This window comes from Streptomyces ochraceiscleroticus (assembly GCF_000720485.1).
GTDB lineage: Bacteria > Actinomycetota > Actinomycetes > Streptomycetales > Streptomycetaceae > Streptomyces > Streptomyces ochraceiscleroticus.
Genome location: NZ_JOAX01000053.1, coordinates 1 through 12,998, shown reverse-complemented (window position 1 = coordinate 12,998; position 12,998 = coordinate 1). Strand labels below are relative to the sequence as shown.

At 69.6% G+C, this 12,998-nt stretch carries 17 protein-coding genes and 1 pseudogene; 8 read left to right on the top strand and 10 right to left on the bottom strand.

Annotated features, from left to right (window positions below):
- Positions 1-5 precede the first annotated feature (5 nt).
- A complete protein-coding gene (locus IG84_RS0136715) occupies positions 6-1,028 on the bottom strand; it encodes an NADPH:quinone reductase (protein ID WP_051862851.1) in 1,023 nt (340 codons plus the stop codon).
- The gene (locus IG84_RS0136710) at positions 1,003-1,581 is read right to left on the bottom strand and encodes a PadR family transcriptional regulator (RefSeq protein WP_031067612.1); all 579 of its coding nucleotides are present in this window, start codon (positions 1,579-1,581) and stop codon (positions 1,003-1,005) included. The genes IG84_RS0136715 and IG84_RS0136710 overlap by 26 nt, the downstream gene beginning before the upstream one ends.
- 126 nt (positions 1,582-1,707) lie before the next feature.
- Here IG84_RS0136710 and IG84_RS0136705 point away from each other — a divergent pair, with 126 nt between their 5' ends.
- Positions 1,708-2,100 carry an ester cyclase gene (locus IG84_RS0136705; protein ID WP_245659723.1) on the top strand — a complete coding sequence of 131 codons (393 nt, stop codon included), beginning with the start codon at positions 1,708-1,710 and terminating at the stop codon, positions 2,098-2,100.
- A gap of 522 nt (positions 2,101-2,622) precedes the next feature.
- On the opposite strand, the gene IG84_RS0136700 is transcribed toward IG84_RS0136705, so the two are convergent.
- From IG84_RS0136700 to IG84_RS0136685, 4 genes are all read right to left on the bottom strand, one after another.
- Entirely contained in the window at positions 2,623-3,819 is a 1,197-nt protein-coding gene (locus tag IG84_RS0136700) for a terpene synthase family protein (protein WP_157849009.1), read from the bottom strand.
- Between the two features lie 103 nt (positions 3,820-3,922).
- Positions 3,923-4,045, bottom strand: coding sequence for a hypothetical protein (locus tag IG84_RS42740; RefSeq protein ID WP_281179413.1), 123 nt, complete (start codon positions 4,043-4,045; stop codon positions 3,923-3,925).
- A gap of 120 nt (positions 4,046-4,165) precedes the next feature.
- Positions 4,166-4,726, bottom strand: coding sequence for a class IV adenylate cyclase (cyaB, locus tag IG84_RS0136690; RefSeq protein ID WP_031067606.1), 561 nt, complete (start codon positions 4,724-4,726; stop codon positions 4,166-4,168).
- Between the two features lie 15 nt (positions 4,727-4,741).
- A complete protein-coding gene (locus tag IG84_RS0136685; protein ID WP_031067604.1) occupies positions 4,742-5,590 on the bottom strand; it encodes a helix-turn-helix domain-containing protein in 849 nt (282 codons plus the stop codon).
- Between the two features lie 97 nt (positions 5,591-5,687).
- Between IG84_RS0136685 and IG84_RS0136680 the strand changes: the two genes are divergently transcribed.
- From IG84_RS0136680 to IG84_RS39195, 3 genes are all read left to right on the top strand, one after another.
- Positions 5,688-6,107 (top strand): hypothetical protein, encoded by a 420-nt coding sequence (locus tag IG84_RS0136680; protein WP_051862860.1) that lies wholly within the window; start codon positions 5,688-5,690, stop codon positions 6,105-6,107.
- Positions 6,108-6,664: 557 nt separating this feature from the next.
- Positions 6,665-6,796, top strand: a complete 132-nt coding sequence (locus IG84_RS42735; protein ID WP_281179412.1) for a hypothetical protein — start codon at positions 6,665-6,667, stop codon at positions 6,794-6,796.
- Between the two features lie 4 nt (positions 6,797-6,800).
- On the top strand, positions 6,801-7,424 hold the full coding sequence (locus IG84_RS39195) for a hypothetical protein (protein WP_051862850.1): 624 nt from the start codon (positions 6,801-6,803) through the stop codon (positions 7,422-7,424).
- A 198-nt stretch (positions 7,425-7,622) separates the two neighbouring features.
- Here the strand turns inward: IG84_RS39195 and IG84_RS38505 are convergent, their stop codons facing one another.
- The 4 genes from IG84_RS38505 to IG84_RS0136650 form a co-directional block, all read right to left on the bottom strand.
- Positions 7,623-7,937, bottom strand: coding sequence for a hypothetical protein (locus IG84_RS38505; RefSeq protein WP_051862849.1), 315 nt, complete (start codon positions 7,935-7,937; stop codon positions 7,623-7,625).
- A gap of 125 nt (positions 7,938-8,062) precedes the next feature.
- Positions 8,063-8,953 carry a TIGR03619 family F420-dependent LLM class oxidoreductase gene (locus IG84_RS0136660; protein WP_031067593.1) on the bottom strand — a complete coding sequence of 297 codons (891 nt, stop codon included), beginning with the start codon at positions 8,951-8,953 and terminating at the stop codon, positions 8,063-8,065.
- Between the two features lie 34 nt (positions 8,954-8,987).
- Complete coding sequence (locus tag IG84_RS0136655) at positions 8,988-9,611, bottom strand: NADPH-dependent F420 reductase (protein WP_031067591.1); 624 nt, start codon at positions 9,609-9,611, stop codon at positions 8,988-8,990.
- 32 nt (positions 9,612-9,643) lie between these two features.
- A complete protein-coding gene (locus IG84_RS0136650; RefSeq protein WP_031067588.1) occupies positions 9,644-10,378 on the bottom strand; it encodes an SDR family NAD(P)-dependent oxidoreductase in 735 nt (244 codons plus the stop codon).
- Between the two features lie 144 nt (positions 10,379-10,522).
- On the opposite strand from IG84_RS0136650, the gene IG84_RS0136645 reads away from it, so the two are divergent.
- From IG84_RS0136645 to IG84_RS42490, 4 genes and pseudogenes are all read left to right on the top strand, one after another.
- On the top strand, positions 10,523-11,134 hold the full coding sequence (locus tag IG84_RS0136645; protein WP_031067586.1) for a TetR/AcrR family transcriptional regulator: 612 nt from the start codon (positions 10,523-10,525) through the stop codon (positions 11,132-11,134).
- A gap of 347 nt (positions 11,135-11,481) precedes the next feature.
- Positions 11,482-11,946 (top strand): ATP-dependent DNA ligase, encoded by a 465-nt coding sequence (locus IG84_RS42845; RefSeq protein ID WP_342668495.1) that lies wholly within the window; start codon positions 11,482-11,484, stop codon positions 11,944-11,946.
- The gene (locus tag IG84_RS42840) at positions 11,943-12,476 is read left to right on the top strand and encodes an ATP-dependent DNA ligase (RefSeq protein ID WP_342668494.1); all 534 of its coding nucleotides are present in this window, start codon (positions 11,943-11,945) and stop codon (positions 12,474-12,476) included. Before IG84_RS42845 ends, IG84_RS42840 begins: the two co-directional genes overlap by 4 nt.
- 128 nt (positions 12,477-12,604) lie before the next feature.
- Positions 12,605-12,787 (top strand): annotated as a pseudogene (locus IG84_RS42490) (hypothetical protein); the annotation flags it as partial.
- Positions 12,788-12,998: the final 211 nt, after the last annotated feature.

Sequence of the window (12,998 nt, the reverse complement as noted above, 5' to 3'; positions counted from 1 at the left end):
CTGCGCTATTGGGGGATGGTGAGCAGGATGCGGCCGTGGCCACCGCCGGCGTCAACGTGGTCGTGGGCCTTGGCGATGTCGTCCAGTGGGTGACGGTGGCCGACGGCGACAGTGAGGGCGCCGACGGCGGCTGCGGAGGTGAGGTCGCGGGCGGCCTGGCGCTTGGCCCTGGCGGGGAAGTCGTCGCTGCCGAGCAGCCGCAGGGTGACGTTGTTGAACAGCAGCGGCCAGAAGGGGATCTCGGTGCGGTCCGTGCGGGTGGCGTAGGCGGCGATGACGGCGTTGTTGGCGGCGACGGCGTTGTCGAGATCGGCGTTGTCGGACAGCGCGACCTCGATGATCCGGTCGACGCCCCGTGGCGCGTACGAGCGGATGGCCGCGGCGGGGTCGTCGGTATCCAGGGCGACGGCGTGGGAGACGACGGCCGGGTCGACGCGGTCGAGGTCCGCGGTGCGGCGGACGGTCGCGATCAAAGTCGCGCCGGCCCAGTGGGCGAGCTGGGCGGCCAGGGAGCCGACGCCGCCAAGGACTCCGTGGACCAGGACCAGTCGGCCGTCGACCGGGCCGTCGGCGAAGACGGTGCGGTGGGCGGTGATGCCGGGGATGCCGAGGCTCGCCCCCAGCTCATCAGTCAGATGATCTGGCAGAGGTACGGCTTGGTGGTCGGGTACGACGGTGTACTGGGCGGCGGTGCCGAAGGGGCGGTACGACTGGGCGCCGTATACCCAGACCCGCTGTCCGACGCGGCGGGCGTCGACTTGGGCGCCCACGGCGTCGATGACTCCGGCGGCGTCGCCGTGCGGGATCACCCGTGGATAGGGCATGGACGAGCCGAGCCAGCCGCGCCGCTTCTTGGTGTCGCCGGGGTTGACGCCCGAGACGGTGACACGGACGCGGACCTCGCCGGGGCCGGGGACGGGATCAGGTAGTTCACCGACGTGCAGGACATCGGCGGCGGGGCCCTGGTCCAGGAAGCAAGCATGGGGGTACCTCCGTGGACGGTCAGCTCGCGGGAGCGGCGGGCGCATGCGGATCGCTGTCGGTGCATGCGGTGTCGAATGCGGGCGGCTTCTCCCCGAGGATCTCGCGCAGCCAGGTCCGTTCGGCGCGGCTGGTGGCGCGGGCGGTGAGCAGCATGCCCCGCCGGTAGGGGTCGGCGATCTCCTCGGCACGCAGGGGCCGCTCGTTGTCGTAGAAGAAGCTCGCCGGTTCTTCCAGGAACTCCAGCCGTCTGCGCAGCACCACGTGCTGTTCGGCCACGTCGGGCAGGTGGGAGAGGAAGGCCAGGACGACGTAGAACCGGGTGAAGTCGGTGATCTCGTGGTCGGCGGGCTTGCGCAGGCGCTGCAGCATTTCGGCCCGTCCGGCCGCGGTCAGGCTGAGCACGTATCGGGCCGCCCCCGCGGCTGGGTCGGCGCGCCGCTCGATCAAGCCCGCCTTGGTCAGACGGTTGATCGCCGGATACAGGCTGCCGTCACTGACCGGCCGCGTATAGCCGGTCAGCTGTGAGACGCGGCGGCGCAGCTCGTGTCCAGGCAGGGGTCCCTCGGCGAGGAAGCCGAGTATCGCGAGTTCCAGCATGGGTCCATCTTCGCACGCAGAACATCGAAACGATGTGAACATCGATTCGATGTTACGCTCGCGGTACCCGTCCAAACGTCTTCGGAGAGGCACAGCAAGATGCCATCGCAGTCCACCGAGTCAGTGATGAACCGTTTCGTCGAGTTCATCAACACGGGCAACGAGGATCTCGCCCGCGAGGTCATTTCTTCGGACGCGGTGTTCCACGCGCCCAGTCACCCGGAACCACTGCGGGGGCCCGATGGGTACTTGGAAGTCATCGGGATGATGCGCAGCGCCTTCCCGGACGTTCAGTGGACGCTGGAGGAGACGGTCGCCGAAGGCGACACTGTGGCCGCGCGGTTCACCATGAGGGGAACCCACGACGGTGAATTTTTCGGGATCCCGGCGAGCGGCAACACGATCTCGGTGCAGGCCATGAACTTCTACTACCTGGCCGACGGCCGGATCGTCGGCGAACGGGGCCAGCCCGATCTCCTCGGGGTGATGCAGCAGATCGGTGCGGTACCGGCGCCGTGAACCTTGTAGCGCCGGGAGCCTTCGGCCGCGCGGGATTGCCGATGCCGGTAGGGGGGCCGTATGGCGCGGTGGCAGAGGGCGAAGGCCCGCACCGGAGCGCGGGCGGCCGGCGGGTTCACCGCAAGAGGCGGGTCTTCTTCTTGATTCGGCGTCTTCGCGCAGACAGCGCCCGTTGCGGCGAGAGCTTTACACCTTGTCACCGCTGACGTGACCAAGCCGGGTACGGAGCTGCTCGCTCTACGGCGAATACTGCAACCCTCGAATACCGACAGTCCACCAGTGTGTACGCGAATCCACCGAGGCTATCGCCGGCTCCCTCACCGGCTCCCTGTTGGCTGTGTCGGTGACTTCGGGAGTCGTTTGTTGGTGACTTGGGGAGTCACTTGGGTGGCGCTGTGCGAGCGTCCACGCCCTTCCGGTACACCTGCAACCGGCGGGACGCTGGCGGGGGGCCAAGGAAGCCTCTGCGGTCCCGTGCCGAGTACCTCCGGCGTGGCCTGATGCCACGAAGAGGAGGGCCGGTCACCTCTGCTCCGTGGTGTGGATGGCCGGAGCGAGGAGGTCCTCGATGAGGGGTGCCGGCGCGCTGGGGGGCGGCTGGTCATAGCGGTCGGTGCCGTCTGCGTGCCACTGGTTGGAGCCCGCGACCCAGTCGCGGACCCCCTGGGCGCACTGGGCGATCTGCTCGCGTGGAGTGTCGTCCGGGCGGATACGGCTGGTGGCGTCGGTCAGAAGCCGTTCGGCGGCGAGGAAGTCCCGGATCCGGTCGTTGATGAGCATCCGTGCCGTGGCGAGTGCCTGCTGCCGGTCGAGGTGGCGTTCGTGCTGCAGCACCAGGACGAGGTTGGTGACGATGCCGCAGGCGGCCTCCTTGTCGACGGAGTACAGGTCGTTGGTCCAGGCAACGATGTCCGTACCGGCCACGGTGATCTCCTGGTAGGCCGACGATCCGTACGCGGCTTCGGGCAGTTCCAGGTGCGCGCACACCTCGATCAGGTCGAAGCTGGGGATGATGGCCCCAGAGTCCCGGCGCAGGGCGATGTAGTCGCTGAGCGGAGGCGGGGTTCCCGCGTCGCGGAGCTGGATCTCGTGCAGGGCGGCGTTCATGGTGGCCAGGAAGTGCCGGGTGAAGCGTGTCTTCCACGCGGGTGTCACGAGCCGGTCGAGGCGGTGAGAGATGTCGGCCAGCGCCCGGATCAGCGGCGCGTCCGCCAGCGGGCCGGCTGTTTGCCCGGGTTCCAGGACACCCCGCACGGCGGCGGTGACGTCCGACCACCGGGAGCCAGTGCCGTAGGCGCCCTCTTCATACTGGTCGTCGATAAGGAACAGCCAGGCCAGCCAGTCCGCGACAAGCTGTGCCTCAGGCAGCGGCGCGGTGGGATAGGTGTACGCGCCGAACTCTCCGAAGCGGCTGCGGGCAAGGGCCTTCGCGCAGGCTTCGCTGCGGACCAGGCCGAACTGTGCGGCCCAGGCACGGGTGTGCGCCTCGATCTGCGAGGCATGTGGATGTTGACGGGTCGGGAGCGGCAGCTCGATCGCGGGCGTCACGGACGGGTTCACGACAGGAGTCCTCCCAAATCGCCGGTTCCGCCGACGGCAGGTGTTCTTCATCGGACCGTGCGGGGCAGCCAGGACCAGCTCGTCGGACACGCCAAGGGCGAACTGCAGCAGCGTCCAGTGCTCGACAAGTTCTTCCAGACCCAGCGAAGTACGAGCCACAGCCGCCGATCGTCCTCGCAGAGCTTCACCCATGCAGCCGAACGGTCGTTGCAGTACGCGTCACCACAACGTGGCTATCCATCAGCTGGAGTGACTCCCGAAGTCACCGACAAACGACATCGCGACTCACGTATACAGCCACCTTGTCCTCCCACAGCTCCTGCGCGGTGCTGATGATCAGCGACTTCAGGTGCTCCGACTCGCCTAATGCCTCGTTCGCTGCCATGGTTTTCCCCTCCTGGTCATTGGGACGATCAGCCAACCAATCGGTGCTGACCGCCCGCAAGACCGCCGTGAGGCGAGAAATCCGGCATCGCGTGGTCGCTGCTTGACCTGCGTGATGCCTTCACCGGGCCCGGTGTTGTCGTACGGCGTCGGTGTACTGCTCTGTGGTGAAGTCGGTGTCGGTGAGGCCGAGCTCGGTCATCACGGTGCGGACGGCGTCCAGCGCCGCCGGCAGCTCGTGCTCGTCCTGAGCCTGGGTCTCGACTTCGAGGAAGGTGCCCTCGATCTCGGGGACGCGGACGAGGGTGGCGAGCATCGGCCGGCCGTGGGCGGCGAAGCTGAAGTTGCGGCAGCGCTTCTCGAACGCGACGGCCTGGAGGTAGCCGAGGCCTTGCAGCATGGTGTGTACCGCCTCGGGGTTGCTGATGTGCGTCTCGTGCTCCGGTTTCGAGCCGGAGACCTCATCGACCCGGGCGGTCTTGTACGTCAGGACCGAGCGAGTGTCGTCGGGGCCGTGCACGGTGCGCACGCGCAGTTCGCGGTCCTCCGTCTCCAAGCGGTTGTCCGGGGTGTCGTAGTAGGTGTCCTGGTAGACCTCGGCGCGGCCGGCCGCGCGGGACTCCAGCGCCTGCAGTACGTCCTCGGGGTGGTGGACCCTGGCTTTCAGCTCCGCCTCGATCACTGCTGCCTACCCCTTTCACACGGTGCGTTCGCTCTCGGCGGCGAGCGCGTCGAACATCCGCCGAAAGCCCCGGTACAGCGGGCCGTGCGGCGTCTCCATCACCTTGTACGTCGCCGACTCATGCCCTTCCCACCCGGCGTCGAAGGCGGAGACGAACATGGTGGAGTCCAGCCGCACGATGCGCCAGGTCGGCAGCATCCGGTACCGGTACACGCGCACCTCGCACGCCCCGGTCAGCTCGCGCAGCCGCGCCTCGGCCAGCCGCACGCCGCCGGCCAGAGACTCGGGGGACTCCCCGATCTCGGCGGCCCGCCTCGTCAGCGCGGGCGCCTCGGGACTGAGCAGCAGCACCCGGATCCGCCGCTCCGGTGCGGCGGGGCGTGTCAGGGGCGGCCGGAGCAGGGAATCGTTGAGCGCGATCAGCCCGAGACCGCGGACGGCGAGGACGTCCACCTCCGCAGCGATGCGGGCCTGTTGCTGGATCTCCTGGGCCGCCGAGGCCTGCGAGGCGTACACGCGCACCACTTCGGGAAACGCGGCAAGGTCGAAGGCGCTGCCGCCGCCGCGCGTTTCCCGCCCCGCGGCCAGGCCGAGCAGATGCCGGGCATCATCAGGCATCTGCAGCCCATCGGCGATCCGCTCATACACATCCAACCGGATCACCTCGCGGCGCCCGTGGATGACCTCATTCACCCGGGGTTGGCCCATCCTCGTGGCCATGGCGATGCGCCCCTGGCCGACCCCGCTGTACTGCTGCACGTAGCGGAAGACCGCGCCGATGTCCCGGGCGCGTAACGCCTGCCGCACCTCAGCCCGCTGCCAGGCCCAGCCGGGCAGCTCGATCGGTACAAGAGCCGTCGCCATCGTCGCCCCTCGGATCCCCGCGGGATGGGAAGTCATCCCACGCTGAGATTACCGGTGGGGTATCGAGCCGACGCCCTGCGTGGCCGATCCTGACAGCGTGACCAGCCCACCCGCTGCCCCCCTTGCGCGGCTATCCGCCGGCCGCGACCATCCCGGCGCCCTCGGCAGCGAGGCGGAACTCCCCCTGGATCGTGAGACCCACAAACGCTTGGTGGCCGCCGTCCTGTCCGGGAACGACGCCGAGCCCCTCATGAGCCAGGACGACTGCCGGCAGGCGGCGCTTCAGCTCACTGGTGTCGCCTGCGTCGTCGCCGACGACGTCCGCCAGGCCGCCGACCGCCTGCCAACCCAGCACGCGGCCCGGGTGCTGGCCGACTACGTATGGGAAGAGACCGACCGGCACCTAGCCGCGCCGCTGGAGGACACGGTGGGCGGCGCCCAGGGCCGCGCCCGGCTGGTCCGCGCCCTGTACGAGCGCCTGAATCGCCTGGAAGGTCTCACGTCCCAGCTGCGGTGAAGGCCGTCGAAGGACCGCTGCGCGCCTGGGCGCGACCATCTCGACATCGGTGCGGTGGATGACAGGGGCGCCAGCGATGCAGGGCTGGCGCCCCGCCGTCATCCTTCACCGTGCCCGGCGTGCTGACCCCCGAGCGCAGAACGCATGGCCGACCCCGTGCAAGAAGCGCGTGCCCAGCCTCATCAAAAACAGATGCGCCCATCAGGGTGAATCCCTCCGGGCCCCGCGATGAGGGGCCGTCTGGGGCCAGAGGACGGCGCATCGTGGGCGCGACGCTGCGGATGCCCGCCGAGCCGATGCTCGCCCAACCCGTCGACACCTTCGCCCTGCCGCCCGGATGAGCGGCCGAGCCGAAAGGGGACGGCTTCCGCGCCCTTCTCGCCCACGACCAGGAGCAGACACCGCTGCGCTCCCGGCAAGGCGCCGACCTCACCCCCGGCTTCCCGGAGCTGGCTACTGCGGCCACCCCTGAAGGGCACTGGTATCCCTTCCGGCGGGAGGACTCTCCCGGCTACACCGAGGAACAGGCCGAGCAGGAGGCCCGGCTGCGCGCCCGCATGCTGGAGCTGTCCATCCAGATCGGCACGCACCCGTTCTGGGACACCCTTTCCGGCGGCGACGTCGTCGCTGCCCGCAGCGCCCTGAAGCACGTCCACGACACCCCCGCCGGCGACGCGGACGCGGCGTAACGCCATGGAAGAGGGGCCGGGGCCGCTCGCGGATGGGGAGCTGCCGTCCGAGTCGCCTACGCCGCCGATCCGGATCCTGCTGCACGATGGGCAGGAGCTGGTCGGTCGGCTGCTGCGCCGCTGGCAGGGCAACACCACCGCCTGGTTCTACGAGGTCTCGGTGACCTTGTGGGCTGACGCGCAGGTCGGCGGCCGGGACCTGGCCGAGCCGGCGGACATCGTCTTCAGCGCACCGACCTCCCATGTGCGGCCCATCGGCGGCGTCTCCTACCAGGGCGTGCCCCTCGAGCGGGACCGCCAGGCGCTGCTGCGGGCTCGTACCGGCCGCCGGCTACCCACACCGCCCGCCCCCGCGCCTGCTCCCGCTCCGGCGTCGGACGGTGAGGCGGGGGAGTGGTGGGCGCTGGAGAAGTTCCGCATCGCGTACGACTCCACCAAGCCCGCCCGGTGCGGGTGCACCGGGCGGGCTGCCCGCTGTGCAAGGCCCCCGCAGATCTCACCACCGCCCAGGCCCTGGCCGCGCTGGAGGGGCCGGCCGCCGACGCGTGTGGGGTGTGCGGAGCCGCCGCCCGGCTGGAGACACTGCGCGGCTGAGCCGCCCACGACCCCGTGCCGCGCTATGAGTTGACCGGTGGCTGGTTGCGAGCCGCCACACCGGGTGGGTGCGGCGGCCGTGGGTGGGATCGGCTCGTGGTTCGAGTCAGTCAGCAGAGCGACGGATCAGCCCGGCGTCACCGCACCCTCGTATTGCTCACCCGTCCTCTCTAGCCATGGGACTCCGATCCCCAGCTAGGAAGACCCGCACCGCGCTAGAGCAGCACAGTGTCTACGCGCAGGAAATCACAGGCAGGGATGCCGAACGCCTGAGCGGCCAGGATCCGGTGAATCGTCCTCGCTCCCCGTTCGTGCGCAGTTCCCAGGACTGCAGTCCGGGGACTTGCGCAAGGTGCCCCTGCATCTCGACGGCGGACGGCAGTGGGCGCCACCATATGGTCACTTCGGCGATCTTGCCGTCCGCGTCGATCTGGGCGTAGTCCATTCCGCTGACCACGGTGTCTTCGATCTGCAGCCGGAAGGATGCGGCGTGGTGGGTCTCGCCGCTGAGGATCTCCTTGTAGCTGAGGTCCGCCAGTCTGTGCACGTCTGTTTGGCTTCCACGACGGACTCGCGACCGATGAGCGGCTCATCGCCGAGCGGGCTGTTCAGCACCGCGTTCTCGGTGAACAAGCAGGCGAGGACGTCCTTGGCTGTCCGGCTCTTGGGTGGTCACAACCGACCGGTGCGCGCGATCACCTCGCTGGCGAAGTCAAGCATCTGGTCAAGGCCGGGGAACAGTGCGAAGGCGTCCACGAACGCCTCGTCCGCACCGGACTCGGCGTAGCGCTTGAGCTTGTCGGCCAGCGAATCAACGGTCGTGCCCGGTTCGAGGTTGATACGTATGGCCTTCTTCAGCGCGTCGGGATCGCGGCCGGCCTCCTGCGCCGCCTGGCGCGCGAGCGACCACAATTGGTCGGCGACCTCGTCCGGCAGAAAATCGAGCCCGAGCCAGCCGGTGGCGCTGCGGCCGACCCGGCGCATCGCGGCCTTGCTGGCGCCGCCGATCCAGATGGGCGGCCCGCCCGCTTGCACCGGGCGCAGGTCGGCGTGGACCGGCGGCAGCGAGAAGAACTCGCTGTCCCAGGACACCGGGTTGGCCGTCCACCACTCGTGCAGGAACGCCAGCAGGTCATCGAGCATCCGCCCGCGCCGGCGCCAGTCCGCGCTGCGGGAGATGTCGTGCTCGTCCTTCATCCACCCGAGTCCCACGCCGACCTCGAGACGGCCGTCGCTGAGCACGTCGAGCGTGGTCAGCATCCGGGCCAGGTGCGGCGGCTCGTAGTAGAAGGTGCTGAGCGTGCTGGCATTCAGCCGCACCCGGCTGGTCGCCGTCGCGGCGACGGTCCACAGCAGCACCGGGTCGAGGTATCGCTTCATCTGCGGCGGGTACGGCTGCTCTTTGCCCGGATAGATGCTCTGCATATCGACCGGCTGGACCAGGCGATCGCCGACCCACAGCGTGTCGTAGCCAAGGTCCTCGATCCCGCGGCAGAACGCGCTCAGGCCAGCTGCGCTGCTGATAGCGGGCCCGATTATGGGAAGTGTGAAACCAAGCTTCATGGCGGGTCCTCTCGGTGATCCGTCAACCGTTTACTCAGACGGGAAGCTCGGTGATGCTGAGGGCGAAGTCCACGTTCCCCACACCGTGGTTGGCGAGACCCACCGTGACCACGCCCGTTCCTTCCAGCCAGTGCGCCATTGTCAGGCCGCCGACGTCCAGCGGGCGCAGCCCGAGGCTTTCGATGAACGCCTCCACACTTGCCTTGGCCTGCGCATTGTCGCCGGCGATGAAGACGTCGGGCCGACCCTTCTCCAGGACGTGGCGGAAGATGGTGTTGAACGCCTTCACCACGCTGGCGCCGGCCGGGGCCGCCTTGGCGACTTCCTGCGCGATCGAGGTCTCCTCGCGGTGGGCCAGCCCGTCGAACGTGGAGTTGAAGGGGTTGCTGATGTCGACGATGACCTTGCCCGCGAGAGCGTCTCCGTACTGGGCGATGGCCGGCACGACGCCGTCGTACAACAGGGCCACGATGACGATGTCCCCGGCCGGGGCAGTGCCCCATTCTCCCGTCGTGGCGCCGCCGCCGAGAGCCTCGGCCAGGTCAGCGGCCTTGGACTGATCGCGGCCCATGACCTCGACGGTGTTGCCGCCCGCTATCGCCCGCGCTCCGATGGTGCGGGCCATGTTCCCGGTGCCGATGATGCTGATGTTGCTCATGAGATGTCCTGCCCTGGTTGTGGTTGTTCGGTTCAGATGGCGGTGGTGCCGCCGTCGGCGACGAGTTCCATGCCGTTGACGTAACTGGAGTCATCGGAGGCGAGGAAGAGGGCGGCGGTGGCGATTTCGTCGGGGCGGCCCATCTGGCCGCGGGGGATGAGGGACTCGAACTGGCGCTTGGTGGCCTCGTCGAAGAGTTCTTCCTGCTTGGCGGTGGCGACCTGGCCGGGGGTCAGGACATTGACACGGATGCGGCGGTCCTTGAGCTCGTTGAGCCAGACGCGTGCCCAGGCCTGCTGGACGGCCTTGCTGCCGGCGTAGACGCTCCAGCCGGGGAAGGCGCCGAGGGAGGCGTTGGAGCCGGTCATGAGGATGGAGCCGCCGTCGTTGAAGAGCGGGAGGGCCTTTTGGACGGTGAACAGGGTGCCGCGGGCGTTGAGCCCGAACCAGGTGTCGAACTGGGCCTCGGTGATCTCGCCGAGCGGGGCGGGCTCGCCCCCTCCGGCGCTGGCCCACAGCACGTCGAGGCTTCCCTTCTCCCGCTTGACGGTGTCGTACAGGCGGTCCAGGTCGTCCAGGTCGGCGGCGTCACCCTGGACGCCGGTGACGTTGCGGCCGATCTGCTTCACGGCCTCGTCCAGGGCGTCCTGGCGGCGGCCGGTGATGAAGACGTGCGCCCCCTCGTCGACGAACAGCTTCGCGCCGGCCAGTGCCATGCCGGTGGTGCCGCCGGTGATGACCGCGACCTTGCCGTCGAGCTTTCCCATAGTCATTCCCTTGGATCGGTGGTGCCGTGTGCACCTGGGGTGACGGCGTTATGTACACCGCCCTGTGTGCTTAACGTACGGGGCGGGCGGCAGGGATGCAAGCTATGTACACCGGTCGTTACCTAGCTGCGGTACGCTGGGCCCATGACGGAGTCGGAGAAGGGCCCCAAGGGTCGCCGCCGCGGCCGGGGCGCTCGCGAGCGCATCCTCAGCGCGTCCCAGCAGCTGTTCCGCGAGCAGGGCATCAACCGCACCGGCATGGACCAGCTCTGTGCGGCGGCCGAGGTGTCCAAGCGCACGGCCTACCAGCACTTCGCCGGCAAGGACGAACTCGTCGCCGAGTACCTGCGCCGGTTCGACCCCTCCGTTCTGTCCGGCGTGTTCGACCGCACCGACCTCACGCCCCGCGAACGGCTCCTCGCTGCCTTCGACATCCCCCCCACCACCCCCCTGTGCCCCTACATCGCCGCCGCCGTCGAACTCCACGACTCCCAGCACCCCGCATCCCAGTACGCACGCGACTACAAGAAAGCCGTCGCCGCGCGGCTCGCGGACACCGCCCGCGAAGCCGGCGCCGCCGACCCTGAACAGCTCGGCGAGCAGCTCGCGCTGCTCATCGACGGCGCCGCGGCCCGCACTCGGGTCCTCAACGCCGACGCCTTCCCCACCGCCGCCGCCATCGCCGCCGTCCTCATCGACAACGCCATCCCCGCCACAGCCGGCGATGACCGGCGACGGGAGGAAGTGTCGAGTTAACGTGGCACATCGCGGCCGGGCTGGACGCGCTACCGGTCACGCGGCTGCACCGGCTGGCACGCGACACCAGTCGCCCGGCACCTGGCCCGAACCTGCTGGCTTTTACGAAACTGGCCGCCCGCCTGCTGAAGGCCGCAGCAGAAGCTGCCGGGGATACCGGCGCTTTGGCCTCCTGCCTTCGCAACTTCGCGAGCGTCTCACCGACCACCCAGTCGGCGCCTCCGCCGAGTCCCTCGCCTGACGGAGGACCCGCGATGAAGCCCTGCCCACGCGGCTTCGCACCCGGCTTGCAGCCGGTCACCCGTTCACGCTGCGAGGCTCGTTCCGGCGCGGGGTAGGTCTCGATCATGGTGCGGATGCCGCGGGAGCCGATGCTCGCCCAGCCCGTTGACACCTTCGCCCTGCCGGCCGGGTGGGCGGCGGAGCCGAAGTGGGACGGCTTTCGCGCCCTGCTCGCCCACGACCAGGACCAGACACTGCTGCGCTCCCGCCACGGCACCGACCTCACGCCCGCCTTCCCCGAGCTGGTCGCCGCGGCCGCGCAGCTGCCGTACAACGTCGTCGTGGACGGCGAGGTGATCATCTGGGCTGACGGCCGCCTCGCCTTCGAGTACCTGACCCGTCGTCTGAACCGCCGCCCGGCCACCGCCGCGCGTCTGGCCGAGCAGCACCCGGCCCACTTCGTCGCCTTCGACCTCCTCCACCAGGACGACGCCGACCTCACCGCCCGCCGTACGCCGAGCGCCGGGCCGCCCTGGAGGCGCTCTTCGCCGATCACCGGCTCGGTCCGCCGTGGAGTCTGTGCCCGATGACCACCGACGAGGCGACCGCGCGCGAGTGGCTGTCGTGGTCGGCCGTCGGCATCGAAGGCGCGGTGTCCAAGCGGCAGCAGCAGCCGTACCTCCCAGGCAAGCGCGCGGGCGGGTGGCGCAAGTACCGCGTACGGGAGTCCACCGAGGCCATCGTCGGCGCCCTCACCGGCTCCCTGCACCGCCCCGGCACGCTCCTGCTCGGCCGCCTCGATGCGGGCGGCCGGCTGCGGTACGCCGGCCGCACCACCCAGCTCGCCGCTTCCCTCGCCCGCGATATCGCCGTCCAGCTGTCGCCGGCTGGGCCCGGGCACCCGTGGTCGGGGCGCACGTTCAGCGCGGGCTGGGGCACGAACGACATTCTCGACGCCACTCTCGTCGCGCCTGAGCTGGTCGTCGAGATCAGCGCCGACGTCGCGCTGGAGGGGGCCGGCCGCTGGCGGCACCCTCTCCGGCCGCTCCGCCCTCGCAGTGATCTCGATCCGGTCGACGTTCCGCGATTCGGTCAGGGCAACGTACCGGCAGCCGGCTGACGCAGAGCAGCGTCCCGCCGTGACGGGGGAGCACGGCGGGACCAGCTGCCAGTGTGCACCCGCCCGCCGGCATCCCCCGGGCGTGCCGCCCGGATGCGCCTCCATCGTGCCGCAGGCAGCCTGACCGTATGAGCGCCCGCATCGTCATCCACCTGCCCACTGGCACCGGCGGCCGCCGCGTCCACATCGATGGCACCATCCTCGGCCTCGCTCACAGCGACATGGACGTTGTGGAGTTCCTGCGCCGCGCGGGCCTGCCCGACGCCGAGCCGCTCCTGGATGACCCCCAGTGGGTGGAATGGCGCGGCGGAGGGCCACAGACTACGGCGGCCCCAGTCTCAGCAGCGCCTGACCGGACCTCGACCAAGCAGTCCACCACTGGCCCTTCTGTTCCGGCCGATGTCCCGCGGCTCGCACCGGTTCGCGCATGGTGTGTTTGTGGGGCGTGAGTGAGGCGTTTCCGAAACGTCAGTGGCTCCGGGAAAAGTGGTGTCCACACCGCGGGAGCGGCCGAAGAACACT

Excerpts from the sequence above, each read along its gene's own strand:
- IG84_RS0136715 (WP_051862851.1), bottom strand. The coding sequence starts at position 1,028 with ATGCGCCCGCCGCTCCCGCGAGCTGACCGTCCACGGAGGTACCCCCAT.
- IG84_RS0136710 (WP_031067612.1), bottom strand. The coding sequence starts at position 1,581 with ATGCTGGAACTCGCGATACTCGGCTTCCTCGCCGAGGGACCCCTGCCT.
- IG84_RS0136705 (WP_245659723.1), top strand. The coding sequence starts at position 1,708 with ATGAACCGTTTCGTCGAGTTCATCAACACGGGCAACGAGGATCTCGCC.
- IG84_RS42740 (WP_281179413.1), bottom strand. The coding sequence starts at position 4,045 with ATGGCAGCGAACGAGGCATTAGGCGAGTCGGAGCACCTGAAGTCGCTG.
- IG84_RS0136685 (WP_031067604.1), bottom strand. The coding sequence starts at position 5,590 with ATGGCGACGGCTCTTGTACCGATCGAGCTGCCCGGCTGGGCCTGGCAG.
- IG84_RS42735 (WP_281179412.1), top strand. The coding sequence starts at position 6,665 with ATGCTGGAGCTGTCCATCCAGATCGGCACGCACCCGTTCTGGGACACC.
- IG84_RS39195 (WP_051862850.1), top strand. The coding sequence starts at position 6,801 with ATGGAAGAGGGGCCGGGGCCGCTCGCGGATGGGGAGCTGCCGTCCGAG.
- IG84_RS0136660 (WP_031067593.1), bottom strand. The coding sequence starts at position 8,953 with ATGAAGCTTGGTTTCACACTTCCCATAATCGGGCCCGCTATCAGCAGC.
- IG84_RS0136655 (WP_031067591.1), bottom strand. The coding sequence starts at position 9,611 with ATGAGCAACATCAGCATCATCGGCACCGGGAACATGGCCCGCACCATC.
- IG84_RS0136650 (WP_031067588.1), bottom strand. The coding sequence starts at position 10,378 with ATGGGAAAGCTCGACGGCAAGGTCGCGGTCATCACCGGCGGCACCACC.
- IG84_RS0136645 (WP_031067586.1), top strand. The coding sequence starts at position 10,523 with ATGACGGAGTCGGAGAAGGGCCCCAAGGGTCGCCGCCGCGGCCGGGGC.
- IG84_RS42845 (WP_342668495.1), top strand. The coding sequence starts at position 11,482 with ATGGTGCGGATGCCGCGGGAGCCGATGCTCGCCCAGCCCGTTGACACC.
- IG84_RS42840 (WP_342668494.1), top strand. The coding sequence starts at position 11,943 with ATGACCACCGACGAGGCGACCGCGCGCGAGTGGCTGTCGTGGTCGGCC.